Annotated in this window: 26 protein-coding genes and 1 tRNA gene; 19 read left to right on the top strand and 8 right to left on the bottom strand. The window is 66.7% G+C overall.

Annotation, left to right across the window (positions count from 1 at the left end; translation table 11 throughout):
- Nucleotides 1-2: 2 nt before the first annotated feature.
- The 7 genes from ABWV23_RS13420 to ABWV23_RS13390 all read left to right on the top strand — a co-directional run bounded on the left by ABWV23_RS13420 (nt 3) and on the right by ABWV23_RS13390 (nt 8,171).
- Nucleotides 3-1,220 (top strand): metal ABC transporter permease, encoded by a 1,218-nt coding sequence (locus ABWV23_RS13420; RefSeq protein WP_353348559.1) that lies wholly within the window; start codon nt 3-5, stop codon nt 1,218-1,220.
- Nucleotides 1,220-2,152 carry a metal ABC transporter permease gene (locus ABWV23_RS13415; protein ID WP_353348557.1) on the top strand — a complete coding sequence of 311 codons (933 nt, stop codon included), beginning with the start codon at nt 1,220-1,222 and terminating at the stop codon, nt 2,150-2,152. Before ABWV23_RS13420 ends, ABWV23_RS13415 begins: the two co-directional genes overlap by 1 nt.
- Nucleotides 2,153-2,214: 62 nt before the next feature.
- Nucleotides 2,215-4,104, top strand: coding sequence for a DNA mismatch repair endonuclease MutL (mutL, locus tag ABWV23_RS13410; RefSeq protein ID WP_353348555.1), 1,890 nt, complete (start codon nt 2,215-2,217; stop codon nt 4,102-4,104).
- 78 nt (nt 4,105-4,182) lie between these two features.
- Nucleotides 4,183-5,613: a DNA recombination protein RmuC gene (locus ABWV23_RS13405; protein WP_353348553.1), complete on the top strand. Its 1,431-nt coding sequence runs from the start codon at nt 4,183-4,185 to the stop codon at nt 5,611-5,613.
- A complete protein-coding gene (locus ABWV23_RS13400; RefSeq protein ID WP_353348551.1) occupies nt 5,603-7,003 on the top strand; it encodes an adenylate/guanylate cyclase domain-containing protein in 1,401 nt (466 codons plus the stop codon). Before ABWV23_RS13405 ends, ABWV23_RS13400 begins: the two co-directional genes overlap by 11 nt.
- Before the next feature lie 5 nt (nt 7,004-7,008).
- On the top strand, nt 7,009-7,323 hold the full coding sequence (locus ABWV23_RS13395) for a DUF3775 domain-containing protein (RefSeq protein WP_353348549.1): 315 nt from the start codon (nt 7,009-7,011) through the stop codon (nt 7,321-7,323).
- A 143-nt stretch (nt 7,324-7,466) separates the two neighbouring features.
- Nucleotides 7,467-8,171, top strand: a complete 705-nt coding sequence (locus ABWV23_RS13390) for a VIT1/CCC1 transporter family protein (protein WP_353348547.1) — start codon at nt 7,467-7,469, stop codon at nt 8,169-8,171.
- A 57-nt stretch (nt 8,172-8,228) separates the two neighbouring features.
- Here the strand turns inward: ABWV23_RS13390 and ABWV23_RS13385 are convergent, their stop codons facing one another.
- Genes ABWV23_RS13385 through ABWV23_RS13375 form a run of 3 tightly spaced genes read right to left on the bottom strand, consistent with a single transcriptional unit; the run spans nt 8,229 to nt 11,122 of the window.
- On the bottom strand, nt 8,229-9,371 hold the full coding sequence (locus ABWV23_RS13385; protein WP_353348545.1) for a saccharopine dehydrogenase family protein: 1,143 nt from the start codon (nt 9,369-9,371) through the stop codon (nt 8,229-8,231).
- 37 nt (nt 9,372-9,408) lie between these two features.
- Complete coding sequence (locus tag ABWV23_RS13380; RefSeq protein ID WP_353348543.1) at nt 9,409-10,458, bottom strand: saccharopine dehydrogenase; 1,050 nt, start codon at nt 10,456-10,458, stop codon at nt 9,409-9,411.
- A gap of 13 nt (nt 10,459-10,471) precedes the next feature.
- Nucleotides 10,472-11,122, bottom strand: a complete 651-nt coding sequence (locus tag ABWV23_RS13375) for a histidine phosphatase family protein (protein ID WP_353348541.1) — start codon at nt 11,120-11,122, stop codon at nt 10,472-10,474.
- A gap of 164 nt (nt 11,123-11,286) precedes the next feature.
- Between ABWV23_RS13375 and ABWV23_RS13370 the strand changes: the two genes are divergently transcribed.
- A complete protein-coding gene (locus tag ABWV23_RS13370) occupies nt 11,287-12,483 on the top strand; it encodes a Zn-dependent hydrolase (protein ID WP_353348539.1) in 1,197 nt (398 codons plus the stop codon).
- An 85-nt stretch (nt 12,484-12,568) separates the two neighbouring features.
- Here ABWV23_RS13370 and ABWV23_RS13365 read toward each other — a convergent pair whose 3' ends face one another.
- Both ABWV23_RS13365 and ABWV23_RS13360 read right to left on the bottom strand, forming a co-directional pair.
- Nucleotides 12,569-13,324 (bottom strand): class II aldolase and adducin N-terminal domain-containing protein, encoded by a 756-nt coding sequence (locus ABWV23_RS13365; protein ID WP_353348537.1) that lies wholly within the window; start codon nt 13,322-13,324, stop codon nt 12,569-12,571.
- Between the two features lie 72 nt (nt 13,325-13,396).
- Nucleotides 13,397-13,831, bottom strand: coding sequence for a VOC family protein (locus ABWV23_RS13360; protein ID WP_353348535.1), 435 nt, complete (start codon nt 13,829-13,831; stop codon nt 13,397-13,399).
- Nucleotides 13,832-13,984: 153 nt separating this feature from the next.
- Here ABWV23_RS13360 and ade point away from each other — a divergent pair, with 153 nt between their 5' ends.
- The 10 genes from ade (at nt 13,985) to msrA (ending at nt 22,889) form a co-directional block, all read left to right on the top strand.
- Entirely contained in the window at nt 13,985-15,706 is a 1,722-nt protein-coding gene (gene ade, locus ABWV23_RS13355) for an adenine deaminase (RefSeq protein ID WP_502901656.1), read from the top strand.
- Nucleotides 15,703-17,166, top strand: a complete 1,464-nt coding sequence (locus tag ABWV23_RS13350; protein WP_353348531.1) for an AMP nucleosidase — start codon at nt 15,703-15,705, stop codon at nt 17,164-17,166. The genes ade and ABWV23_RS13350 overlap by 4 nt, the downstream gene beginning before the upstream one ends.
- A 129-nt stretch (nt 17,167-17,295) precedes the next feature.
- Nucleotides 17,296-17,583, top strand: coding sequence for an HU family DNA-binding protein (locus ABWV23_RS13345; protein WP_353348529.1), 288 nt, complete (start codon nt 17,296-17,298; stop codon nt 17,581-17,583).
- 158 nt (nt 17,584-17,741) lie between these two features.
- Complete coding sequence (locus tag ABWV23_RS13340) at nt 17,742-18,626, top strand: cation diffusion facilitator family transporter (RefSeq protein ID WP_502901655.1); 885 nt, start codon at nt 17,742-17,744, stop codon at nt 18,624-18,626.
- 141 nt (nt 18,627-18,767) lie between these two features.
- Nucleotides 18,768-19,442, top strand: a complete 675-nt coding sequence (locus ABWV23_RS13335; protein ID WP_353348525.1) for a phosphatidylserine decarboxylase — start codon at nt 18,768-18,770, stop codon at nt 19,440-19,442.
- Between the two features lie 10 nt (nt 19,443-19,452).
- Nucleotides 19,453-20,205 (top strand): CDP-diacylglycerol--serine O-phosphatidyltransferase, encoded by a 753-nt coding sequence (gene pssA, locus ABWV23_RS13330; protein WP_353348523.1) that lies wholly within the window; start codon nt 19,453-19,455, stop codon nt 20,203-20,205.
- A 4-nt stretch (nt 20,206-20,209) separates the two neighbouring features.
- On the top strand, nt 20,210-20,827 hold the full coding sequence (locus tag ABWV23_RS13325; protein ID WP_353348521.1) for a class I SAM-dependent methyltransferase: 618 nt from the start codon (nt 20,210-20,212) through the stop codon (nt 20,825-20,827).
- 126 nt (nt 20,828-20,953) lie between these two features.
- The gene (locus tag ABWV23_RS13320; RefSeq protein WP_353348519.1) at nt 20,954-21,850 is read left to right on the top strand and encodes a DMT family transporter; all 897 of its coding nucleotides are present in this window, start codon (nt 20,954-20,956) and stop codon (nt 21,848-21,850) included.
- A gap of 76 nt (nt 21,851-21,926) precedes the next feature.
- The gene (gene msrB, locus ABWV23_RS13315; protein WP_353348517.1) at nt 21,927-22,370 is read left to right on the top strand and encodes a peptide-methionine (R)-S-oxide reductase MsrB; all 444 of its coding nucleotides are present in this window, start codon (nt 21,927-21,929) and stop codon (nt 22,368-22,370) included.
- Nucleotides 22,371-22,373: 3 nt separating this feature from the next.
- Complete coding sequence (gene msrA, locus ABWV23_RS13310; RefSeq protein WP_353348515.1) at nt 22,374-22,889, top strand: peptide-methionine (S)-S-oxide reductase MsrA; 516 nt, start codon at nt 22,374-22,376, stop codon at nt 22,887-22,889.
- Nucleotides 22,890-22,892: 3 nt separating this feature from the next.
- On the opposite strand, the gene mtaB is transcribed toward msrA, so the two are convergent.
- A complete protein-coding gene (gene mtaB, locus ABWV23_RS13305) occupies nt 22,893-24,155 on the bottom strand; it encodes a tRNA (N(6)-L-threonylcarbamoyladenosine(37)-C(2))-methylthiotransferase MtaB (protein WP_353348513.1) in 1,263 nt (420 codons plus the stop codon).
- Nucleotides 24,152-25,000, bottom strand: coding sequence for a diaminopimelate epimerase (dapF, locus tag ABWV23_RS13300; protein WP_353348511.1), 849 nt, complete (start codon nt 24,998-25,000; stop codon nt 24,152-24,154). Before dapF ends, mtaB begins: the two co-directional genes overlap by 4 nt.
- Nucleotides 25,001-25,220: 220 nt before the next feature.
- On the opposite strand from dapF, the gene ABWV23_RS13295 reads away from it, so the two are divergent.
- Nucleotides 25,221-25,296, top strand: a tRNA-Lys gene (locus tag ABWV23_RS13295).
- Between the two features lie 216 nt (nt 25,297-25,512).
- On the opposite strand, the gene panC is transcribed toward ABWV23_RS13295, so the two are convergent.
- The gene (gene panC, locus ABWV23_RS13290) at nt 25,513-26,379 is read right to left on the bottom strand and encodes a pantoate--beta-alanine ligase (protein WP_353348509.1); all 867 of its coding nucleotides are present in this window, start codon (nt 26,377-26,379) and stop codon (nt 25,513-25,515) included.
- Nucleotides 26,380-26,494 lie beyond the last annotated feature (115 nt).

Below are 26,494 nucleotides of genomic sequence, written 5' to 3'. Positions count from 1 at the left end.
GCATGGGCAATCTCCTTTCCGCACTCCTGCTCCAGGCGGGGTACAACGCGGCGCTGGTCGCGGTCGGGTCGGCCTTGCTCGGGTTTGCCGCCGGTGCCTCGGGCACGTTCCTGTTCCTGCGCAAGCGGGCGCTGGTCTCGGACGCGGTGGCGCATGCGACGCTGCCCGGGGTCGGGCTGGCGTTCATCATCATGGTGGCGCTGGGCGGCGACGGGCGCAGCCTGCTGGGGCTGCTGGCCGGCTCGGCGGTGACCGCCGGGATCGGGCTGTTGCTGGTGGAATGGATCGCGCGGCGCACCCGCCTGTCGGAGGATGCGGCGATCGGCGCGGTGCTGTCGGTTTTCTTTGGCATCGGCATCGTGCTGTTGACGGTGATCCAGACCATGAGCGCGGGGCGGCAGGCCGGGCTTGAGGGTTTCCTGCTCGGCTCGACCGCCGGGATGCTGTTCCAGGACGCGGTGGTGATCGCGGTGGGCGGCACGCTGGCGGTGCTGGCGACCTACCTGTTGCGCCGACCGATGACGCTGGTGGCCTTTGACCCGGAATATGCGGCGGCCTCGGGCTATGACGTGCGCCGCATCGACCTTGCGATGATGGGGCTGGTGATGGCGGTGACGGTGATCGGGCTGAAGCTGGTCGGGCTGATCCTGATCGTGGCGATGCTGATCGTGCCGCCGGTGACCGCGCGGTTCTGGACCGAACGCGCCGGCAGCGTGGTCTGGATCGCCGGGGCGCTGGGCGGGCTTGCGGGCTATCTCGGTGCGGCGATCTCGGCCTCGGCACCGGCGCTGCCGACCGGGCCGATCATCGTGCTGGTCGCCGCCGGGCTGTTCCTGCTGTCGCTGTTCCTGGCCCCGGCGCGGGGTGTCGCGGCGGCTGTGCTGCGCCATCGCCGGTTCCAGCGGCGGGTGCACCGGCGGCAGGGTCTGCTGGCGCTGGCCCGCTCTGAGCCGATCCTCGAGCGCTATACCCTCCGCGTTTTGCGGGCCGAGGGGCTGGTGCGACCCGATGGTGTCGCCACCGAGGCCGGGCGCGCCCAGGCCGCCAAGGTCGCCCGCGACGAGCGCCGCTGGGACATCGCCCGCGAGGTTCACCAGGACGCCGGGCTGACCGGCCGTTATGACGGGCTGACCCCGATCGAAGAGGTGTTTACCGCCGATGAAATCGAAGTTTTCGACAGCCGCCTCGGCGGCCCCCGGTCGGTAGGAGGGTTTGCCTGATGGGCAATGAATTCGTCCAGTTCTCGCTCACGCCGCTGCTGATCGGCGTCCTTGCCGCGGTGGCCTGCGCGCTGCCCGGAAACTTCCTGATCCTGCGGCGGCAGGCGCTGATCGGGGATGCCATCAGCCACGTGGTGCTGCCCGGCATCGTCGTCGCCTTTCTGGTCACCGGCGCGGTTGCGGCGATCCCGATGCTGCTGGGCGCGGCCGGGGCGGCGCTGGTCGCGGTGGTGCTGATCGAGGCGATCAAGCGGCTGGGCCGGATCGAACCCGGCGCGGCGATGGGCGTGACCTTTACCACCCTGTTTGCCGCCGGCGTGCTGATCCTGGAACAGACCGATACCTCGGCGGTGCACCTCGACGTGGAACACGCGCTGATGGGCAACCTTGAATCGCTGATCTGGTTCCGCGCCAAGGGCTGGGGATCGTTGCTCGACCCGGTGGCGCTGGCCGCGCTGCCGGACGAGCTGGGCCGCATCGCGGTGGTCTGCGCGCTGGTGGTGGTGCTCACGATCGTGTTCTGGCGCTGGCTCAAGATCTCGACCTTCGACGAGGGGTTTGCACAGGCGCTGGGTCTGCCGGTGACGGCGATCGGTCTGGGGCTGGTGATCACCGCCGCCGTGGCCGCCGTCGCCGCCTTTGACGCGGTCGGGTCGATCATCGTGATCGCAATGTTCATCTGTCCGCCGGCGGCGGCGCGGCTGGTCACCAACCGGCTGGAGCACCAGGTGATGTGGAGCGTGGTCTTTGCCGTGCTCTCGGCGGTGCTCGGCTATGTCTTTGCCGGCTATGGCCCGCTGTGGTTCGGCAGCCAGAACGCGGTCAGCGCGGCGGGGATGATCGCCGCCGTCTCCGGGGTGATCCTCGGGCTGGCCTGCCTGTTCGGTCCGCACCGGTCCCGTGTCGGCGTCGGCCGGGAAGAGGTGCTCTGAGCGGGGGTTTCGCCCCGGAACCATCTGGCAGAATCGCGCAAAGCCGTGCTAGGTATAGCGGTATGGGTTACCAAGACCGCAATATCGGCGAAAATCGCCCCGTCATTCGTCAGCTTGACGATGCTGCGATCAACCGCATCGCGGCGGGCGAGGTGGTGGAGCGCCCAGCCTCTGCCGTCAAGGAGCTGGTCGAGAACGCCATCGACGCCGGCGCGACCCGGATCACCATCGAAATCGCCGATGGCGGCAAGACGCTGATCCGTGTCACCGACGACGGCTGCGGCATTGCGCCGGACGATCTGCCGCTGGCGCTGTCGCGTCATGCGACCTCGAAGATCGACGGCTCCGACCTGCTGAACATCCACACCTTCGGCTTTCGGGGCGAGGCGCTGCCCTCGCTCGGCGCCGTGGGGCGGCTGACCCTGACCAGCCGCGCCCCGGGCGAGGAGGCCGCCACGCTGCGCGTCGCCGGCGGGCGGATGGAGCCGGTGCGTCCCGCCGCCCTGCGCGCCGGAACCGTGGTGGAACTGCGCGACCTGTTCTTTGCCACGCCTGCCCGGCTGAAATTCATGCGCTCGGACCGCGCCGAAAGCCAGGCGATCACCGATGTGGTCAAACGGCTGGCAATGGCCGAGGCTGCCATCGGCTTTACCCTGCGCGACGTCTCGGGCGGCGGCGAGGGGCGGGTCACCTTCCGCGCCGAGGCGGAGAACGGCGATCTTTTCGGCGCGCTGCAGGCGCGGCTTGCGCGCATTCTGGGCCGTGATTTTGCCGAGAATGCCATGCCGATCGACGCCACGCGTGAGGGGATCCGGCTGTTCGGTTACGCTGCCTTGCCGACCTATTCGCGCGGCGCGGCGGTGATGCAGTACCTGTTCGTCAATGGCCGCCCGGTGCGCGACCGGATGCTGACCGGGGCGCTGCGCGCGGCCTATTTCGATTTCCTCAGCCGCGATCGCCACCCGGCCGCCGCGCTGTTCCTCGATTGCGATCCCAAGCTGGTCGATGTCAATGTGCACCCGGCCAAATCCGAGGTGCGCTTTCGTGAACCGGGCATTCCGCGCGGGCTGATCGTCTCGACCCTGCGGCACGCGCTTGCCGAGGCCGGGCACCGGGCGTCCTCGACCGTGGGGGCGGCGACGCTGGGCGCGATGCGCCCGGAACCCGCGGGCGCACCGCCGCGCGTCTACCAGATGGACCGCCCCTCGGCCGGTGCCCGCGCCGCAGCCTACCAGGCGCAGGCGCCGATGGAGCCGGCCCCGGCCTATGGCGCCCGACCCGAGCCGGGATTTGCCGAGCTTTCGACTGCCTACAGCGGCCGGGTGGTCGAGGTACCGGAGGAGGGCGCGGCTGACGAGACCGCCGCCGAATCCCTGCCGCTGGGCGCGGCGCGCGGGCAGGTGCACGAGAATTACATCATCGCCCAGACCGAAACCGGCATGGTGATCGTCGATCAGCACGCCGCGCATGAGCGGCTGGTCTATGAAAAGCTCAAGAAACAGATGGCCGAAAACGGCGTCGCGGCGCAGGCACTGTTGATCCCGGAGATCGTGGAGCTTTCCGGCGGCGATTGCGCCCGGCTGCTCGAGGTCGCGGGCGATCTGGAGAAAATGGGCCTTGGGATCGAGGCCTTCGGCGGAAATGCCGTCGCCGTGCGTGAAACCCCCGCGATCCTGGGAGAGGTGAACGCCGAGGCGATGCTCCGCGACATCCTCGACGAACTGGACGACGTCGGCGACAGCCAGTTGGTGCAGGCCCGGATCGAGGCGATCCTGAGCCGGGTGGCCTGTCACGGCTCGATCCGCTCGGGGCGCCGGATGCGGGCCGAAGAGATGAACGCGCTGCTGCGCGAGATGGAGGCGACGCCGCACTCGGGCCAGTGCAACCACGGCCGGCCCACCTATGTGGAGCTGAAGCTGACCGATATCGAACGGCTTTTCGGACGCAGCTGAGGCCGGCCTTGCCTTTTCCGACCGCTTGGTTCAACTGGAAGGGGAAAGAACCAAACAGGAACGGGGACCGAGAGGACGATGGATGATGTTCTGACCGCGATACAGGCCATCCCGCCGCAACAGATCCTGATCTGGGCGACGGTGGCCCTGTCGTTGCTGGTCCTGGCGCTGCTGCTGCGCCAGATGGCGCTGCGCGCACTGATCCGCGAATTGCGCCCCTATGAGGACGAGGCGCACAGCCTGCGCCTTGATCTGGCCGAGCAGCGGGCCCAAGCCGGGCGGATCCCGGAATTGCTTCAGGTGATCGAGGATCTGCGCCGCCTGCATGGCGACGAACAGAAATTGCGCATCAGCGCCGAGACCGAGTTGCAGACCCTGAAATCCGAACATGCCGCCCGGCTGGAGGAATTGCGCGGCATGAAGAAGGAGATGGAGGATCGTTTTGCCGCGCTGGCCTCCGGCGTGTTGCAGCGCAATTCTGAATCCTTCCTCAAGCTGGCCTCGGAACGGTTCAAGTCGCACGAGGTCACTGCCAGCGAGGACCTGGAGAAACGCAAGACCGCGATCGAGAACCTGGTCAAGCCGCTGAACGAGAAGCTGACCGTTTTCGACACCCGCATCAAGGAAATCGAAAAGGCCCGCAACGATGCCTATGGCGCGATTCGCGAACAGGTGCGCCAACTGGCCGAGGGGCAGGCGAGCCTGGGCACCGAGACGCGCAAGCTGGTGCAGGCCCTGCGCGCGCCCAAGACCCGCGGTCGCTGGGGCGAGATGCAGCTGCGCCAGGTGTTCGACATGGCCGGCATGGCCGAGAACGTCGATTACACGCTGGAACATCACATGGAGACCGACGACGGCGCCCGCCGTCCCGACGCCATCGTGCAGATTCCGGGCGGCAAGAGCATCGTGATCGACGCCAAGACTCCGCTGGAGGCCTATCTCGACGCGCTGGAATGCGAAACGCCCGAGCAGCAGCAACATCACCTCGCCCGCCACGCGGCGCAGGTGCGCCAGCATGTCAAACTGCTGTCGTCCAAGGCCTATCAGGACCAGATCCCGACCACGCCCGATTTCGTGGTGATGTTCATCCCCGGCGAGACCTTTGTCTCGGCGGCGGTCGAGGCGGACGCCGAGCTGATCGAATACGCCTTCGAACGCAAGGTACTGATCGCCACGCCGACCACGCTGATGGCGCTGGTCAAGGCCATCGCCTATGGCTGGCAGCAGGAGAAGATGGCCGAGAACGCGGTCGAGGTGCAGAAGGTCGCGAAAGAGCTTTACGACCGGCTCAACACCTTTGGCGGTCACCTCGATGCGGTCGGCAAAGCGCTCAACCGTTCGGTCGAGCACTACAACAAGGCGGTCGCCTCGATGGAAAGCCGGGTGCTGCCTTCGGCGCGCAAGTTCGAATCGATGGGCGTGGTCACGCAAGGCTCCGAGATCGAGACGCCCGCCTTGGTCGAGGGGCGCGGACGCGGGTTCGCCGCCGTGACCGAAAGTGCCGAGTAAGGTCTGGCCGGTACGGCCGCCCCCTGAAACCATCCGGCTGTTCCGTGAGGCCGAGCTTCGGGCCGAGGGGCTTGTCGGGGTCTTGCGGATGCTTGCGGTGCTGACCCTGGTGCTGTCCTTCGCGCTGGTGGCCGCGGACTCGGACCTGCCGGCCCAGACCAAGGTGCTTGAACTTCAATGGTTCTATGCCACCGCGATGATGGCGGGGTACTTCATCCTCGGCGCGCTGGCCTGGTGGGGCTATCGGCGTGGCTGGTTGCGGATCTGGATGATCTGGCCGGCCGCCGCCGCCGACTGCCTGTTCTTTCTCTACGGGGTGTGGATCAGCATGGCGAACACCGGCCTGCCCGGCGGCCATGCCTTTGTTTTTCCCGCCGTCTGGCTGGGGCCGGTGGTGCTGGCCTTCGGCGTGCTTCGGTTCAATCCGGGTATCCAGGGGTTCATCGCACTACTCACCGTGGGCGGGCTGGCCTATCTGATCAGCCTGCCGCCGGGCGACGGGTTCGTGCCGCGCTCGGGCGTCGCGGCACTGTTCATGGGGTTCGCGCCGAACGCGATGCGGGTGGCAATGCTGGGCCTTGCGGGCGCGGTGCTGGTGGTGGCGGCGCTGCGCACCAAGCTCTTGTTGCTGCGCTCGATCACCGAGGCGCGAAACGCCACCAACCTCACCCGCTACCTGCCCGGGCAACTGGCCCCGCGCCTCGCCGCCGGCGGGCTGGACGAACTGCGCCGTGGCCGTTGGCACGAAGCCGCCGTTCTGTTCATCGACCTGCGTGGTTTTACCCGCCTGTCCCAGGATATGACGGCGCAGGAGCTGTCGGATTTCGCCACCGAGTACCGCCGCCGGGTCACCGCCGTGGCACGGGCGACGGGCGGCATCCTCGACAAGTTCATGGGCGATGCCGCGATGATCGTGTTCGAAGAGGGGGAGGATTCCGCCGCAACCGCCCGTGCCGGCGTCGATTGTGCGCTGCGCCTGCGCGAGGAGATCGCGGACTGGTCGCGGGTTCGTGTTGCCGCCGGCGCGCCGCCGCTGCGGGCCGGGATCGGGCTGCATTGGGGGCCGGTGTTCAGCGGCGTGGTCGGCACCACCGACCGGCTGGAATACTCGGTCTTCGGCGACACCGTGAATATCGCCGCCCGGCTGGAGGAAGAGACCAAGCGGTTGGGTGCGGATATTCTGGCGTCCTGTGATATCCTGCGCATGGCGCGACAGGATCGAGAGGCCCCCCCCTGGAACATGGCCGCCGAAACCGAACTGCGCGGCCGCGATGGCATTCTGCGCCTGCGCGGGGTACGCAGAGCGGAGCCGGCGCAATTTGCGCAGGATCAAGGACCGGGGCCGAGGGGCCGGTATGAGATGACCGGACCAACGCGAACAGAAGGATGAGAACCATGGATATTTCCGCGCGCAAGGTAGCGCAGGTGGCGGTGATGGCGCGGGAACTGGGCCGCGCCGAGGGCGAAATGCGCGCCTTCATCGACCGCATGAGCGAGGATGAACAGGCCGAGCTGGTGGCGGTCATGTGGATCGGCCGCGAGAGCTTTTTCGCCGAGGATTGGAACGAGGCGCTGGCAACCGCCAAGGCCGAGGCCACGACCCCCTGCTCCGATTACCTGATCGGCACGCCGCACCTGGCCGACAACCTGGAAAACGGGCTGGAGGCGCTGGGCATCTCGGTCGAGGACGTGGAAAACGACCTGATGTAGGACGTGGCCGCCGCGCCGGGAAAGCCGCCCGCAGGTCTTTTCCGCGACATGGTTTTCCTGCCCGAAAAATACATCTTCGGATGTGAATGTATCTCGGCTATGAGAGGCCTTGCTGCTCTGCGACCAGGGAAAAGGCCTTCTCGATGCACCATATTTCCGCCCATCCGGGTGAGCCCCACTATATCACGCGCAGCGGATGGCTTCGTGCCGCCGTCCTTGGCGCGAATGACGGGGTGGTTTCCGTTTCGTCCCTGATCGTGGGGGTTGCGGCGGCGAACCCCAGCCCGAACGCCGTTGTCATCGCGGGCATTGCGGGGCTCACGGCCGGGGCGATGTCGATGGCGGCGGGCGAATATGTTTCGGTGTCGTCGCAGTCCGATACCGAACGGGCCGACATCGCGCGCGAAGCAGATGCGCTGGAGGAATTCCCCGAGGCCGAACTGGCCGAACTCGCCAGCATCTATCGGGAGAAAGGGCTTTGTGCCGAGACCGCGCTTCTGGTCGCGCAAGAGCTGACCGAGCATGATGCGCTGGGGGCCCATGTTCGGGATGAGCTTGGCCTTTCAGAGGTGCACGCCGCCAACCCCTTGCAGGCCGCGTTCACCTCGGGGGTGACGTTCAGTGTCGCCGCTGCGGTCCCCTTGCTGGCCGCGTTCTTCGCTCCGGCGGGGTCGATCATCCCGGTGGTACTTGTTGTTACCGTCATTGTCCTGGCTGCGCTTGGCGCGTTCGGGGCCAAGGCGGGCGCGGCCCCGGTCCTGCGCGCAACGATCCGCGTGGTGGTGTGGGGCGTCTTTGCCATGGCCGTCACCGCGGGGGTCGGCTGGTTTTTCGGTGTGAGCGTCTAGCAAGGCCCGCTGTGGTTTCCCATCGGGCCCTGCCGTTCGTTCAGACGGTGTTTCCGATCACGTGAGGTGATCGACCACCTGCAGGTGCTGCGCCAGCTTGTCGATCTCGCCCATCCAGTCCTGCACCAGCTCCGGTGCGCTGGGGGCGGCATGCACGCCGGGCGCGATCCGGCCGGCGATGACCGATTCGACCGCCAGCGCCACGGTGACCGACACCAGCCGCGCCATCGCGGTGCCCTGCGCGTCGCCCCAGGCATCCATAACATAGGTCTTGTGCCAGACCTCCTTGCCGTCCTTCTCGGCGGTCAGACCGACGCAAAGCACCACCCTGTCCGGCTCGCCCTCGTCATAGGCGTTCTCGTTCCAGAATTGGTCCGACATCTCCTTGAGGCGTGCTTCGCCCTCGGGGCCGGTCAGCGTCTCGACCTCGGCAAACACATCCGACCAGGCCTCGGCCCAGCCGTCCAGCCGCAGCGTGCCGCGCACGAACTGCTTGACCGGCCAGGCCGCGTCGATCCCGTATTCGGCGATGAAGGGAAGGCTGTCGCGGTTCGGATAGACCTCGAAGGTCTCGGCCTCGGGCAGCGGCGCGGTATAGCTGCTGATCGCATCCCAAGGGCGGTCGACCTTGAGCTCTTCGAAATCGCGGATCGAGCGCGACGGCGAGCGCAGCGCCTTGAGCACGCCCAGCGGCGACCACGAGAACTTGTAGCGGAAATCGTTGGGGATCTTGGGCACCCCGCCGCAATAGGAGATGAAGCTGAGCTGGTTCTGCGCGTCGAACGCGTCCGAGGCGCGGTAATCGGCCATCAGCGCATGCGCCATCAGGTGGTCGATCCCCGGATCGAGGCCCACCTCGTTGACCAGCGTCACGCCCGCCGCCTTGGCCTTGTCGTCCAGCGCCCGCATCTCCGGCGCGATATAGGAGGACGAGACGAAATTGGCACCCTTGGAGATCGCCAGTTCCGCCAGCGGCACGTGCCAGTCGCCCGGCAGCATCGAGACGACGACATCGCCCTTTTTCAGCGCCGCACCGATCGCCTCCATGTCAAAGGCGCGAATATCGTCGGTCAGGTCGCCGACGGCCTCGCGCGCCTTGTCGACCGTCCGGTTCCAGACGGTCACCTCTTGTCCCGCTTCGAGCAGCCTGCGCAGCCCGGGAATGGCCGAAAGGCCGGTTCCGCACCAATGAATGGTCATGGGTCGTTCCCCCTGTTTGAATTGAAGTTTCGCCGCCTCAGCCCATGTGGCTGTCAAAGGTGGCCTTGGCCCGACCCCAGACGCCCGTGTCGAGTGACTCCAGCGTCAGCAGCGACGGCAGCAATTGCGCCGCGTAATCCTGCGAACTTTCCACCGGCAGCATCGAGGGCAGGTTGTCGATCGCCATCACGTCCAGCACCGGGTCCTGCGCCACCCGCAGCACCGGCGCGTCCCAGGTGGTGGCCCGGTCGTAGACCGGCACCGGGTTGTAATCGCTGTCCGGGTCGCAGGCGACATCACCGATCGCGCTCAGCCGGCGCGGCGCGGTCAGTGCCGATTTCGGCACGAAGACCGGCGTTCCGGGCCGTGCGAAGATGCAGTTGAGGAAAAGGTCATGCTCCAGGATCTGCGGGAAGGGGCCACCGCTCGCGGTTTCCTCCATGTCCCACTTGGTCACCGCAACGCCCAATGCCTCGCAGAGGTCCGCCGCGCCGGTGCCGACCCGGCCCAGCGCGCCGATCACGATGGCGCGGGGGCGGGGCGCGTCCAGCGCGTCCAATTCGCCCGCCAGCTCGGACAGCAGTGCATCCTTGCCGGGATAGACACCGACCGACCCGCAGATTTCGTCGCGCTGTTGCGCCGCCCAGGCCTTGAGCGTGACCGCCGCGCCCGCATAGCCGGCCCAATAGCCGAATGCGGCGACCCGGCGCCCGGCCTCGTCCACCAGATATTCAAGATCGTAGAGCGTGCCGCCGCCAGCCTTGAACCGCCGCAAAAGCTCCTTGCCCGAATGCTGCCCCTTGAAGGCATGGCCGAACATGATGTGTCGGTGCGACAGCGGCGTGCCGTCCTCGGGCAGTTCCTTCAGCCCGAAGATGATCGCGTCGCGCGGGGCCTCGGGCCAGCTGTTCTCGGCCGCGATGGTGCAGCCGGCGGCGCGGTAGCCGTCGATCGGGATGGCACGAACCGAGCTCTCCTCGACCGTGACCTCGATCCCCTTGGCGATCAGCGCGGCCGCGCCCTCGGGGGTCAGGCCAACGCGGTCTTCGTTCGGCCGTTGCTCGGCCCGGACCCAGAGATGCGTCATCGAAGGGCTCCTTTCACAGATGGGTTTGGGCGTAATGCCGCTCTGGCTGTTCCAGGTGCGGCACCGCGTTGAACAGAACCGGGCTCAGCGCGTCGCCGATGGGAAACAGCCGGTGCAGCGAGGTGTTCATGATCGCCAGCGCCATGCGCGCCATCGACGGGACGCCAAGGCCCAGCACCTGCCGCATCGCCATGGCGATCAGCCCGCCGGAGGTGACCACCAGTGCCGGGCCGGACCCGGCCGCGATCTCGCTCAGCGCCTCGCGCACGCGGGTCTCGAAGGCCTCGAAGCTTTCCGGCGGATTGTCGATCTCGCCGCGCTGCCAGGCCTCGAAGACCAGCGGCAGATGCGCCACGAACCCCTCGCGGTCCTGCGGAATCGCCACGCCGCGCTGCTGCTCCATCAACTGGGCGAGGGTGAAATACTCCAGCTCGTTCAGGCGCGGATCGCGCACCGCCTCGCCCAGTCCCATCGCCTGCGCTGTCTCCAGGTGCCGGGTCAGCGTGCCGCAATAGATCCGGCCGTGATCGGCCGCCGAGGCGCGCAGATGCGCCCCCAGCCATTGCGCCTGCTGGTGGCCCAGCGGGCTGAGCCGGTCATAGCTGGTTTCGTCGCGGGCCTCGGTATTGGCCTGGCCGTGGCGGACAAGGGTAATATGGGACATGGGGCGTTGCCTGTGATGTTCGCCCCCGTCTTATGCCAGCGCCGCGCGGGGGGAAAGGGAGGCGCCGGGGAGCGGGGGGAAAATTTCCCGCGCAAGCGGCAGTTGCGGTTTGCTCCGCCGCGCCGCCGTGCGATGTCTGGGCGACCCCGGATGGAGGATTGGCGATGAAGGTGGATGCGGAACGGTTCCTGGCGGATCTGCACAAACTGCGCGGCTTCGGTGCGGCGGGCGTGGGCAAGGGCGTGGTGCGCCCCGCCTATTCAAAGGCGGATATCGCGGCACGCGACTGGCTTGCCGAGCGGATGCAGCAGGCCGGCCTGACACCGCATTTCGACCCGGTCGGCAACCTTTTCGGGTTGACCGAGGGGCGTTCCCTGTTGCTGGGCTCGCACAGCGACAGCCAGCCCGAGGGCGGCTGGCTCGACGGTGCGCTGGGGGTGATCGCTGCGCTCGAGGTCGCCCGCGCCGCGCAGGAGGCGGGTGGCCCGCCGATCTCGGTGGTCAGCTTCGAGGACGAAGAGGGCCGCTTCGGCGTCACCACCGGCAGCGCGGTCTGGGCCGGATCGACCCCGTTGGAGGTGGCCGACGGGCTGACCGACCGCGACGGCACCGGCTTTGCCGAGGCCCGCGCAGTGATGGCCGACCGGGCCGGCGATTTCATCGACCCCGCGCGCTTCACCGGTTACGTCGAGATGCACATCGAACAGGGGCCGGTGCTGGACGGCAGCGGCGAAAAGGTCGGCGTGGTGACCGACATCGTCGGGATCCGCGACATGCGCATCACCTTCACCGGCCAGCAGAACCACGCCGGCACCACGCCGATGCACCTGCGCCGCGACGCGTTTCAGGCGGTGGCGGCCTTCAACGCGGCGATCAACGCACGCTTTTGCAACGTGGTCACCCCCGCGACGGTCTGGACCATCGGCCATGTCAGCTTGCATCCCAACGCCTCTTCCATCGTGCCGGGGCGCGCCACCTTCTCGATGCAATGGCGTGACGGTGACAGCGACCGCCTCGCCCGGATGGAGCGGATCATCCGCGACACCGCCGAAGAGATCGCGCAGGCACAGGGCATGGACCTGAGCTATGGCCCGATGCTGGGGCTGGAGCCGGTGGCGATGGATGCGACCCTGCGCGCGGCGCTCGAGGCGGGCGCCGAGGCGGTGGCGCCGGGCAACTGGCGCAAGATGCCCTCTGGCGCGCTGCACGATGCCACCAACGTTGCCCGGCTGATGCCGGTGGCGATGCTCTTCACCCCCTCGATCGGCGGTATCAGCCACGCCTTCGAGGAAGACACCGACGAGGCCGATCTGGTTGCCGGCCTCGAGGTGCTGGCCGAGGCGGCGGCGCGGTTGGGGTGAGCGCTTCTGACTCCGCTCTTGTCCTTTCCGGAAAGACCCCCGCCGGAGACCTGAAATCCTTGGGCCTCCGGCTCGAAAACAGGCTCTAACTCGCGTAATTCGACCCTTCCGCGTCGAGGATCGCCTTGAGTTCCGACAGGTGCCGGGTGTCCTGTTCGGGATACGCCTCCAACTCCCGCGCGGTCTTTTCCGCCACCGCGTCGGACAGCACCCGCAGCTCCCGTCCGGTCTGCAGTGCGCGGATATAGGTCTCGGCGGCGCGCTCGAAGTAATAGAGCCTGTTGAAGGTCTCGGCGACGGTGTCGCCGATCACCATCACCCCGTGATTGCCCATGATCATCACCTTCTTCTTGGGGTCGGTGAGCAGCGCGGCACAGCGTTCCCCCTCGTCCTCGAAGGCCAGCCCGCCATACCCGTCATCGATCACATAGCGGTTGAAGAAGGTGGCGCAGTTCTGGTCGATCGGCGGCAGGGAACTGTCGGCGAGGCTGGCCAGAACGGTGGCATGGATCGAATGCACATGCATGGCACAGCGCGCATGCGGGCAGTGCCGGTGCAACCCGCCGTGCAGCCCCCAGGCGGTCGGGTCGGGGGCGTCGGGGCCGGCCAGCGTTTCGGGATCGTTGGCGTCGACCACGATCAGGTCGCTGGCGCGGATGCGGGCGAAATGCATCTGGTTGGGGTTCATCAGGAACCGGGTGCCATCCGCGTTGATGGCAAGGCTGAAGTGGTTGGCGACGCCCTCGTGCATGTTCAGCCGCGCGGTCCAGCGAAAGGCGGCGGCAAGGTCCACGCGCTCGGGCCAGTTTTCCAGGTTGGGGCGCAGGTCGGTCACACTCATGTCAGGCTCCTTGCTTTGATCGGGCGCAGATTGCCGCTTCGGGGCGTCCGGCGCCAGCGGAAAGCGGCGCCATCACCCTTTGGGTTCGGGGATCGGGCGGCTGGGCACCCAGGCATAGCCGTTCGGGCACAGGATATAGGCTTCGCGCAGCCCGTGGGGCTTGTCGGTGGGCGGCTGCAACAGGGTGCCTCCCGCCGGTTCGGCGCGGGCGGCGGTTCTGTCGGGATCGCAATCATAGAGTCTGATTTCGATCCCTGCCCCCCGCGGCGGGGTCTCGGGCAGGAGCGACAGCAGCGGGTTGGAATGATAGCCGTGATCGGCATGCAGTTGGAGCATTTGATCGCCAAGCGTCAGGATGGCGAAATCGTCGCTGACCCGGTGGGACGAGACGTCGAAAACAGTCTCTAAAAAGGCAATTTCGGCCCGAACATCCCGCACCAGCAGGTTCAGCCCGATGCCCCGCAGGGATCGGCCGAAGTCCTCGGCCGAAACGGTTTCAAGATCCATCTGAAACACCTTTCGAAAAAGCTTCACGATGGGTGAGCTTGATTGCCGAAAAATCCCGTGTCAACGTGCGTCATGGAGCAGAACACCGTGAAAACCTGGGCCGAATGCGCCCCCCGCCTCATCGCCGTCGCCGCCGGGCGCGCGCCCGCCGACATGGTCATCCGCAACGGCCAGTGGGTCAACGTGCACAGCCGCGAGGTGCTGCCGGACAACGATATCGCCATCGTCGAGGGTCGGATCGCCTGCGTCGTGCCCGATGCCACCTATTGCATCGGCGAGGATACGCAAGTGATCGAGGCCGACGGGCGCTTCATGATCCCCGGGCTTTGCGACGCGCACATGCATATCGAGAGCGGCATGCTGACCCCGGCGGAGTTCGCCCGCGCGATCATCCCGCATGGCACCACCAGCATCTTCACCGACCCGCACGAGATCGCCAACGTGCTGGGCCTGGACGGCGTGCGCTACATGCATGACGAGGCGCTGATGCAGCCGATCAACGTCTTGACCCAGATGCCCTCCTGCGCGCCCAGCGCGCCGGGGCTGGAGACGACGGGGCACGAGATTTCGCCCGAGGACGTGGCCGAGGCGATGACCTGGCCCGGCATCATCGGACTGGGCGAGATGATGAACTTTCCCGGCGTGGCGGCGGCCGATCCCAAGATGCTGGCCGAGATCGCGGCGACGCAGGCGGCCGGCAAGACCGTGGGCGGGCATTACGCATCGCCCGATTTAGGGCCTGATTTCGCCGCCTATGTCGCCGGCGGCCCCGCCGATGATCACGAGGGCACCTGCGAGGCGGATGCGATTGCCCGGGTGCGGCAGGGGATGCGTTCCATGATGCGGCTGGGCTCGGCCTGGTACGACGTGGAAAGCCAGATCACGGCAGTGACCGAAAAGGGGCTGGATCCGCGCAATTTCATCCTCTGCACCGATGACAGCCATTCCGGCACGCTGGTGCAGGACGGCCATATGAACCGGGTGGTGCGCCACGCGATCGCCTGCGGCTGCGATCCGCTGGTCGCACTGCAGATGGCGACGATCAACACCGCCACCCATTTCGGGCTGGAGCGCGAGTTGGGTTCGCTGACACCCGGGCGGCGCGCCGACGTGATCCTGTCCTCCGACCTGCGCGAACTGCCGATCGAACTGGTGATCGCGCGTGGCCGGATCGTGGCAGAATCAGGCTCTATCAAGGTGGATTGTCCGCATTTCGACTGGCCCGACAGTGCCCGGGGCACGGTGCACCTGGGCCACGTGCTGACCGATGCGGATTTCGAGATCACCGCGCCCGAGGGGGCCAATACCGCCCGCGCCAACGTGATCGGCGTGATCGAGAACCAGGCTCCGACCAAGGCGCTGCAGGCCGATCTTCCGGTTCGCGACGGGCTGGTCGAGGGCGAGGGCGAGGTGTGCCAGATCGCTCTTGTCGAACGGCACCGGGGCACCGGCGGTGTGGTCAACGGCTTTGTCTCCGGTTTCGGGTATCAGGGGCGGATGGCGATGGCCTCGACCGTGGCCCATGACAGCCATCACATGATCGTGGTGGGCACCGACCGGGAACAGATGGCGCTGGCTGCCAATCGGCTGGCCGAGGTCGGCGGCGGCGTCACCGTGTTCCGCGACGGGCAGGAATTGGCGCTGGTGGAACTGCCGATTGCCGGGCTGATGTCGGATGCCCCCGCGCGGGAGGTGGCCGCCAAGGCCGGGCGGATGATGCAGGCAATGCGCGATTGCGGGTGCGATCTGAACAACGCCTACATGCAGCATTCGCTGCTGGCGCTGGTGGTGATCCCGGAACTGCGGATCTCGGACCTCGGGCTGGTCGACGTGCGGAAGTTCGAGAAAATCGACTTGTTAGAGCCACAATCATGACCGCTCTGCTCGCGCCCGACGCCCCCGCGCCGGAGCGGTTCACCGACGCGGTGTCGGCGGTGGACCGGCTGCAACAGCTCTATGACGGCGCGGTGGCGTTCCTCTGCGCCCGCTTTGCCGAGGTGATGGCGCAAGGCGCCCCCGAGGCCCGCATTCGCGCCTATTACCCCGAGGTTCGCCTCACCACCACGAGCCATGCGCAGGTCGACACGCGGCTCAGCTTCGGTCACGTGCCGTCGCCGGGCACCTATGCGGCGACGATCACCCGCCCCGACCTGTTCCGCAACTACCTGATCCAGCAGATCGGTCTGCTGCTGGAAAACCACCGGGTGCCGGTGACCATCGGTCTGTCCGATACCCCGATGCCGGTGCATTTCGCGGTGTCCAACGATGCCGCGATCACGGTCCCGCAGGAGGGGGCGACCGATTTCATCCTTCGCGACGTTTTCGACGTGCCGGACCTCAACACCACCAACGACGATATCGTCAACGGCACCTACGCCCCGCCCGACGGAGTCGGGGCGCTGGCCCCCTTTACCGCGCAACGGGTGGATTATTCGCTGGCGCGGCTGGCCCATTACACCGCGACCGACCCCGAGCATTTCCAGAACCACGTTCTGTTCACCAACTACCAGTTCTATGTCAGCGAGTTCGAGGCGTTCGCGCGCGCGCAGCTTGCCGATCCCGACAGCGGTTACAGCAGTTTCGTCAGCACTGGGAATGCCGAGATCACCGATCCGGCCGCACCGATCTTATCGGCGGACAAGCTGCCGCAGATGCCGTCGTTTCACCTGAAGCGGCCCGATGGCGGCGGCATCACGCTGGTCAACATCGGGGTCGGCCCGTCGAACGCCAAGACCGCGACCGATCATATCGCGGTGCTGCGCCCGCATGCCTGGATCATGGTCGGCCATTGCGCGGGCCTGCGGAATACCCAGGCGCTGGGCGATTTCGTGCTGGCCCATGCCTACCTGCGCGAGGACAAGGTGCTGGACGACGATCTGCCGGTCTGGGTGCCGATCCCGGCGCTGGCCGAGATCCAGGTCGCGCTGCAGGAGGCGGTGGCCGAACTGACCGAGCTGGAGGGCTACGACCTCAAGCGGGTGATGCGCACCGGCACCGTCGCCACGCTCGACAACCGCAACTGGGAGCTGCGCGAACAGTCCGGCCCGGTGCAGCGGCTGAGCCAGAGCCGGGCCATCGCGCTCGACATGGAAAGCGGCACCATCGCCGCAAATGGCTATCGGTTCAGGGTGCCCTATGGCACCCTTCTGTGCGTGTCGGACAAACCCCTGCATGGCGAGCTGAAGCTGCCCGGCATGGCCTCCGACTTCTACAAGACCCAGGTCTCGCGCCACCTGAACATCGGAATCCGGGCGATGGAGCGCCTGCGAACGATGCCGTTGGAGCGGTTGCACAGCCGGAAATTGCGCTCTTTCGACGAAACCCCTTTCCTGTAAGGGCGAAAACAGGCAAATATCGCTCGAATCGGGGCGGGATCACGCCACTACGCGTTGTGTTCACCCACAAAATAACGCTAAACTCACGCGATGAGGCCCAAGATAGGGCAGACGAAGGAGACAGAAAAAATGGCAAAACCAATGACCAAGACCCAGCTCGTCGCCGCACTGGCCGAGGAAATGGGCGCCGACAAGAAGGCCGCCGGCGCGGCACTGGACGCGATCACCAACCTGATCACCCGCGAAGTGTCGGGCGGTGGTGCGGTGACCCTGCCGGGTGTCGGCAAGATCTATTGCCGTGAGCGTCCGGAGCGCATGGTGCGCAACCCCGCCACCGGCGAACAGTTCAAGAAAGAGGCCGACAAGGTGGTCAAGATGACCATCGCCAAGGCACTCAAGGACAGCGTCAACGCCTGAGCGGTTGCGCCGTACCAGTTGCGACAGGGCCGCCGGACCGGGCGGCCCTTTTTCGTTTCCGCGCCGCGCGGATCGCCGCAGGCAGGATCGGGCGGCTTGATCCGCCGCCGCGCCCGGTCTACCCCGCCGCCGATGCCAGAAGGACCCGCCGCGCCGTGATCTCCGCCACCAAACTCGCCCTGGGCAGCCTGCTGGTCGGTATTGCCGTTCTTGGGATCAAGCTGCTGTCCTGGCACCTGACCGGGTCGGTGGCGCTGCTGTCGGACGCGCTGGAAAGCATCGTCAATGTCGCCGCCGCCCTGGCGGCGCTGGTCGCGGTCCGCTACGCCAGCCGCCCCGCCGATGCCAACCACCCCTATGGCCACCACAAGGCCGAGCTGTTCAGCGCCGTGCTCGAGGGGGCGCTGATCGTGATCGCCGCCCTGATGATCCTGCGCGAGGCCTGGGGCGCCTTCCATGACCCGCGCATGATCGCCGCGCCGTTTGCCGGGCTGGCGATCAACGGGCTGGCCAGTGTTCTCAATGCGCTCTGGGCGATGGTCCTGATCCGCCAGGGGCGGCGGCTTCGGTCGCCGGCGCTGGTCGCCGACGGCAAGCATCTGCGCGCCGACGTGGTCTCTTCGGTCGGGGTGATCGTCGGGCTGGTCGCGGCGGTGCTGACCGGCCTGCCCTGGCTGGATCCGCTGATGGCGGTGCTGGTGGCGCTCAACATCCTGTGGTCCGGCTGGGGCGTCATGCGCCAGTCGTTCGGCGGGCTGATGGACGAGGCGCTGCCCGAAGACACGCTGGAAGAGATCCGCGAGGTGATCGCCGAGGCGGCGACCGGCGCCTATCAGGCGCATGACCTGCGCACCCGCCAGGCCGGCAGCGCGACCTTCGTCGAGTTTCACCTGGTGGTGCCTGGCGAGGCGACCGTGAACACGGCACATGAGGTCTGCGATCGGGTCGAGGCCGCGCTTGAGGTTCTGTTGCCCGGCAGCGTGATCACCATCCACGTGGAGCCCGAGGAAAAGGCCAAGCGGACCGGAATCATGGTGCATTAGGGTCTGTTCAAGGGGCGTCGTCCCGCTCCAAACCGGTCGGCAAGGATTGTCGCGCCGGGGCCGCACCCGGACACAAGCCCTTTGCAAGCGCGCCTGTTCACCCTATGAGTGTCACACATATCGACCGGGGGAAATCCGACCATGCAGATGCTCAGCACCTTCATCAAGCCGATGCATCGAGAAGGCATCCGGTTCGTCGCCATCTTTGCCGCTGTCACGCTCGGCCTGTTCCTGATCTCCGATGTCCTCGGATGGATCGGCGTCGGCCTGACGGTCTGGTGCTATTACTTTTTCCGTGATCCGGAAAGGGTGACGCCCGAACGCGAGGGGCTGATCGTCAGCCCCGCCGACGGCATCGTGTCGCTGATCGAGCCGGCGGTTCCGCCGGCGGAACTGGGGCTGCCGGATCAGCCACTGACCCGTGTCAGCGTGTTCATGAGCGTGTTCAACTGCCACGTGAACCGCCTCCCTGTCTCGGGAGAGATCACCGCCATCGCCTATCGCCCGGGCAAGTTCCTCAATGCCTCGCTCGACAAGGCCAGCGTCGACAACGAGCGCAACAGCCTGGCGATCCGCATGGAGGACGGGCGCTCGATCGCCGTGGTGCAGATCGCCGGGCTGGTGGCCCGCCGCATTGTCTGTTTCACCGAGATCGGCGCCAAGCTGGCCACCGGCGAACGGTTCGGGCTGATCCGCTTCGGCTCGCGGCTGGATGTCTACCTTCCCGAGGGGGTGGAACCGCAGGTGCGGATCGGACAGACCATGATCGCCGGTGAAACCGTTCTGGCCGACCTGCATCTCTCCGACCCGGCATAGAAGGCGCACGATGACGGACTCCCCTGAAAAGACCCGGTCGGAAATCGGACTGATCCAGCTGTTGCCGAACATGCTGACTGTGGCGGCGATCTGTGCCGGGCTGTCGGCGATCCGTTTCGCGGTGCACGGCGATTATTCGCTGGCGGTCCGCCTCATCCTGGTGGCGGGGGTGTTCGACGGGCTGGACGGGCGGCTCGCCCGGATGTTGCGCAGTGACAGCAAGATGGGCGCCGAACTGGATTCGCTGGCCGATTTCCTCAATTTCGGCGTGGTGCCGCCGCTGGTGTTGTATTTCTGGGCGCTGCAGGACACGCGCAACGCCGCCTGGCTGGCGGTGATGATCTATGCGGTCTGCTGCGTCATGCGGCTGGCCCGGTTCAACGTCTCGGCCAAGTCCGAGGACCGCGAGGCCGAGGCCGCCTATTTCACAGGCGTACCGTCGCCGGCCGGCGCCTTGCTGGTGCTGATGCCGATGATCGTCTCCTTTGCCTTTCCCGCCGCGCCGCAGCTGCCCGATGCGGTGTTGTGCGTTTACATCGTGCTGATCGGGCTGCTGCTGATCAGCCGCATTCCCACATGGTCGTTCAAGACCACGAAAATCTCGCGCGAGAACGTGAAGTTCTTTCTCGTGGGCTTCGCCCTCGTGGCGGCCGGTGTGCTCACCTATGCCTGGACCACGCTGGTGGTCCTGTGCCTGGCCTATGTGGCCATGATCCTCTGGGCGCTGGTCTCGAAACGCCGCTCAAAGAACAACGAAGAGTGATCCTTTGGATATCAAGGCCGTTCAAAACTCCTACGCGCGCTGGGCGCCGATCTATGACAAGACCTTCGGGGCGATCACCAACGACGGCCGGCGCCGCGCGGTGGGCTATATCAATTCCACCGCCGGGCACGTGCTCGAGGTGGGCGTGGGCACCGGGCTGTCGCTGGGTCATTACCGCCCCGACATGAAGGTGACCGGCATTGATTTCAGCGAAGAGATGCTGGGAAAGGCCCGCACCAAGGTGCAGGAGATGGGGCTGCGGCAGGTGGTCGATCTGCGTCAGATGGATGCCCGTGCGCTGGACTTTCCCGAGGCCTGTTTCGACACCGTGGCGGCGATGCACGTGCTGTCTGTGGTGCCCGAGCCCGAGCGCGTGATGTCCGAGATCGCCCGCGTCTGCAAGCCGGGCGGCCGGGTGGTGATCACCAATCACTTCAAGCGGACCAGGGGACCGCTCGCGGCGCTGGAGCGGGTCTCGGCGCCCTTTGCCAACGTCTTGGGCTGGCACTCGGATTTCGCTATCGAGAGGGTGCTGGGCGAACCCGACCTGGTGGAGGAGGAGCGCACCCACCTGCCGCCGCTGGGCATGATGACCTTCCTCGTCTTGCGCAAGACCGCCTAAGCACGGGACAGGGTCGCGACAGGGGCCTGCGCGTTCATGTCGTTTCCGCCTCTGGCCGCCCCTTGTCTTCCCCGCGTGCCGCGTCTAGCCATTTTCCCGAGCAACCGGCAGGGACAGGGACAGGTAATGGATATTCGCGCAATCGCCATGGGGCTGGCATTTGCCTTCATGTGGTCCTCGGCCTTTACCTCGGCCCGGATCATCGTCGCCGACGCCTCGCCGCTGTTCTCGCTGGCGCTGCGCTTCCTGATCTCGGGGCTGCTGGGGGTGCTGATCGCGCGGGCTATGGGGCAAAGCTGGCGGCTGAGCCGTAGCCAATGGTACGCCACCCTGCTGTTCGGCATCTGCCAGAACGCGCTTTATCTCGGGCTGAACTTCATTGCCATGCAGACAGTCGAGGCCGGGCTGGCGGCGATCATCGCCTCGTCCATGCCGCTGCTGGTGGCGCTGGCAAGCTGGCTGTTGCTGGGCGAAAAGCTGCGGCCGCTGGGCGTGTTGGGGCTGGCCGCCGGCTTTGCCGGGGTCGGGTTGATCATGGGCACGCGGATCGGGGCCGGTGTCGACCTCTACGGGGTGATGCTCTGCGGCATCGGGGCGCTGGCGCTGGCCTTTGCCACGATGGCGGTGCGCGGCGCCACCTCGGGCGGGAACTTCATGATGGTGGTCGGGCTGCAGATGCTGGTCGGTTCGGCCATCCTGTTCGTTGCCGCCCCGCTGACCGAGACCATTCACGTCACGCTCAGCCCGCGGCTGGTGGCGGCCTTTGCCTATACCACGCTGGTGCCGGGGCTGGCGGCGACCTATGTCTGGGTGGTGTTGCTGCACCGGATCGGGGCGACGCGGGCGGCGACCTTTCACTTTCTCAACCCGGTGTTCGGCGTGGCCGTCGCGGCGCTGCTGCTGGGTGAGAGGCTCGGACCGCTCGATGTGGTGGGGGTGTTGATCGTCACCGCCGGCATCCTCGCGGTGCAACTGTCGCGCCAGCCCGCGCCGGTGAAACCCGTCGCCGCCGCCGAAAGCTGACACGCCGGTGTGATCGCCCTTTGCATTTGGCGAAACAGGACCATCTAATACATCAAAGACGCGCAGGAGGCCGACCATGACCCGATACCAGAAGGACCCCGATGCCATCGCGGCACTGTCGCCCGAGGAATATTACGTCACCCAGGAGGCCGGCACCGAACGGCCCGGCACCGGCAAGCTCTTGTACAACAAGGAGCCCGGATTGTACGTCGACATCGTCTCGGGCGAGCCGCTGTTCGCCTCGTCCGACAAGTACGAATCCGGCTGCGGCTGGCCGAGCTTCACCAAGCCCGTCGAGCCGGCCAATGTCGCCGAGCTTCAGGATGGCTCGCTCGGCATGATCCGGACCGAGGTCCGCTCGGCCCATGGCGACAGTCACCTGGGGCACGTGTTCCCCGACGGGCCGCGCGACCGGGGCGGGCTGCGCTATTGCATCAATTCCGCCTCGCTCCGGTTCATTCCTCGCGACGACATGGAGGCCGAGGGCTATGGCGAGTATCTTGACCAAGTGGAGGGCTGAGAGATGAGCAAGACCGAACGCGCCGTTCTGGCGGGCGGCTGTTTCTGGGGCATGCAGGACCTGATTCGCAAGAAGCCCGGCGTGATCGGCACCCGAGTCGGCTATACCGGCGGCGATGTGCCCAACGCCACCTATCGCAACCACGGCACCCATGCCGAGGGGATCGAGATCACCTTTGATCCCTCGGTGATTTCTTACCGCGATTTGCTGGAACTGTTCTTTCAGATCCATGATCCCACCACGGTGAACCGGCAGGGCAACGACATCGGGCTCAGCTATCGCTCGGCGATCTTCTACGTGGATGAGGCACAGAAACAGGTCGCGCTGGACACCATCGCGGATGTCGAGGCCTCCGGCCTCTGGCCCGGCAAGGTCGTGACCGAACTGGCGCCGGTGGGTGATTTCTGGCAGGCCGAGGAAGAGCACCAGGATTACCTGGAGAAACATCCGCACGGCTATACTTGCCACTATCCCCGTCCCGGCTGGGTGCTCCCCAAGCGCGGGCAGGCGGCGGAATAGACCCTAGACCTCGGCGGTCAGGCGGGTTTCCGTCTGGCCGGTGATGCGGGCGGTGACGATCTGCCCCTCGGGCTGGGGCGTGGCGAAATCCACCTCGGTGAAATGCTCGGTCCGGCCCATGTGCGGGTTTTCCATCAGCACGCGATGGGTTGCCCCGAGTTGCGCCGCGAGATGGCGCGCCACCTGCGCCGCGCCCGCTGCGCGCAACCGGGCGGCGCGGGCCTTGGCCACATTGCCATCGACCTGGTTGGGGATCCGGGCCGCCGGCGTGCCTTCGCGCCGGGAATAGGGAAAGACATGCAGCCAGGTCAGGTCGCAGTCGGTCACCAGCTTGAGCGAGTTTTCGAAATGCGCCTGCGTTTCGGTCGGAAATCCGGCGATGATATCGGCGCCGAAGGTGATTCCGGGGCGCAGCCGCCGTGCCTCTTCGCAGAACCGGATCGCGTCGTCGCGCAGGTGGCGCCGCTTCATCCGTTTCAGGATCAGGTCGTCGCCATGCTGCAGCGACAGGTGCAGATGCGGCATCAGCCGCGATTCGGTGGCGATGGCCTGCATCAGGTTCTCGTCCGCCTCGATCGAATCGATCGAAGAGATTCGCAGCCGCGGCAAGTCCGGCACCAGTTTCAGGATCCGCATCACAAGATCGCCCAGCCGTGGTTCCCCCGGCAGGTCGGCGCCCCATGAGGTAAGGTCGACACCGGTCAGCACCACCTCGTTATAGCCCTTGCCTACCAAGCGCTTGATCTGGTCCACCACCACGCCGGCGGGCACGCTGCGCGAATTGCCGCGCCCATAGGGGATGATGCAGAAGGTGCAACGGTGATCGCAGCCGTTCTGCACCTGCACATAGGCGCGGCTGCGGGTGCCGAACCCGTCGATCAGGTGGCCGGCGGTTTCGGTCACGCTCATGATGTCATCGACCGTCACACGCTCGGTCTCGCCGATGAAATCGGGCCCCATGCGCGCCCAGGTCTCGGGCTGCATCTTTTCGGTGTTGCCGATGACGCGGTCGACCTCGGCCATGGCGGCAAAGGTCTCGGGCTCGGTCTGGGCGGCGCAGCCGGTGACGATGATGCGGGCCTCGGGGTTGTCGCGGCGCAGCTTGCGAATCTCCTGCCGGGCCTTGCGCACCGCCTCGGCGGTCACGGCGCAGGTATTGACCACCACAGCGTCAGACAGGCCGGCCTCGGCCGCCAGTTCCTTCATCGCCTCGGTCTCATAGGTGTTGAGGCGACAGCCCAGCGTGGTGAACTTTGGCGCGCTCATTCCGCCGAATCCAGGAAATCGCGCGTCAGCGTGCCGCTGAACACATGCATGGTCGGCCCGGTCATCCAGACCCCGTCGTCGCGCCAATCGACCTGCAGCGTGCCGCCATCGAGCGTGAGGGTGACCCGGCGCCCGGTCAGCCCGCGCCGCGCCGCCGCGACGGCTGTGGCGCAGGAGGAGGAGCCGGAGGCCAGCGTCACGCCCACGCCGCGTTCCCACACCCGCATGCGCAGCTGGTCGGAGCCGATCAGGCTGGCGAATTGCACGTTGGTGCGCTGCGGGAAAAGCGGGTGATGCTCGATCTCGGCGCCGCGCGCCTCCAGCTCGACCGCCTCGGCGTCGTCGACGAAAAAGGTGCAATGGGGGTTGCCCATACCGGTGGCGGTGGGGGTGCCCTCGATCGGCAGTTCCAGCGTGTCCATCGCGCGGGCAAGCGGGATCTCGGCCCAGTCCAGTTGCGGTTGCCCCATGTTGACCGAGGTCAGCCCATCGCCCGCATCGCGCGCGTAAAGCGTGCCGCGTTCGGTGGTGAGGGTCAGTTCGGTTTGGCCCCCCTCCGCCATCAGGTGGCGGGCGATGCAGCGGGTGGCATTGCCACAGGCCGCCGAGGTGGAGCCGTCGGCGTTGTAGAAGACCAGATGCGCGTCGGCCCCCTCGGCCCCCGGTGCGATCACCGCGAGCTGGTCGAATCCCACGCCGAACTGCCGATGCGCGATGGCCGTGACAAGGGCAGGAGACAGCGGCACGTCGCGCGTGCGCGCATCGACAATGACAAAGTCATTGCCCAGCCCGTGCATCTTCATGAAGGGCAATCCGGTTTCCGCGCGCTGTATCATGGCGGGCATATAACGATGCGCGCGTCGGGAATCCAGAGAATCCGGCCCCGTGGTCATATTCGGTGCGTTTTGGGCTTGACCCCCCAGCGCGGCTTTTCTAGGTAGGCCGCCAACCGGACGCCGGGGACGAAATTTTCCCGTGCCGGGGTGCAATTTAGGCGTTGATCCTTCCGGGTCATTTGGCTTAGAGAGCATCACGGCGACGGGCAGCCCCGGACGCCGCGAGAGTGGGCCGTTAGCTCAGTTGGTAGAGCAACTGACTTTTAATCAGTGGGTCGCAGGTTCGAACCCTGCACGGCTCACCACTCTTTTCAATGGGTTGGGTGGTTTCCCGTGACAGGGTGTGTCCCTGTCGTCGGATGGTGCCGGTTGCGCGCCGCAGGTTGGCAAGTGCGCCGTTGGAATCGCAATTCAACGCCTGCAGAATTCGGGCGCGCCTGATCCGCACGTGTGCCGCACGCGCGTCGGGACGGCGTTGAGCCAATCCATCCTGCTTCGAACCAAGGTCCGTGGATGCCCTGTCAGGCCCCTTCGGGCACGGCCGCCGGAACCGCCAGGTTGTCGATCAGGCGCACACCCTCGATCCAGGCCGCGGCGAAAATCCGTGCGGGCCGGTCGGGGTGGTCCAGCGCCTGCAGCGCTGCTTCGTCGCGCAGCTCCAGGTAGTCCACCTCGTCGAACCCGGCCTCGATCAGCCGGGCGCGGGCGCGCTCGGCCAGCGGTGGAAACCGGGCGCCATCGGCAAGTTCGGCCGCCAGGTCACGCAGCACCGGGTAAAGCTGCGCCGCCTGCGCCAGCCCGCCCTCGGAAAGCCGCAGGTTACGCGACGACATGGCAAGGCCCGAGGCTTCGCGCACGGTGGGACAGGCCATGACCTCGATCGGGATATCCAGGTCGCGGGCCATGCGGCGCACCACTTGCAATTGCTGGAAATCCTTTTCGCCGAAATAGGCCCGATCCGCGCCGGTCTGGAGAAAGATCTTGCTGACCACCGTGGCGACCCCGTCAAAGTGTCCCGACCGATGCGCGCCGCAGAGCACATCGGTCAGGCCCGAGACCGACACGTTGGTCGCGAAGCCGTCCGGATAGACCTGGTCGACGTCGGGCGCATAGACCGCATCGACGGCAAAGGGGGCCAGTTTCCCGGCATCCTCGACCTCGGTCCTTGGGTAATTCTCGAGATCCTCGGGGCTGTTGAACTGCTTGGGATTGACGAAGATCCAGACCACCACCCGGTCGCATTCGGCCTTGGCGGCCTCGACCAGGGACAGGTGCCCGCGATGCAGCGCGCCCATGGTTGGCACCACGCCGATGCGGGCGCCCTCGGCCCGCCAGCGCGCGGTATGGTCCCGCATCTCGGCCAGCTTGCGCAGGATGGGCGGGGTCATGTCGCGGCCCCCTTTGCCTGGTCGGAAAACACGTGCACGGGCCGAGGATCGCCGCCCTTGCGGGCGCGGATGTCATCGGTCGTCACGGCCGGGGGAGAGGCGGTTGCGCTCATCG

It is taken from the genome of Aquicoccus sp. SU-CL01552 (genome assembly GCF_040365005.1).
Classification (GTDB): domain Bacteria; phylum Pseudomonadota; class Alphaproteobacteria; order Rhodobacterales; family Rhodobacteraceae; genus Antarcticimicrobium.
The sequence above is the reverse complement of the archived record's forward strand: the minus strand, read 5'-3'. Positions and strand labels throughout refer to the sequence as shown.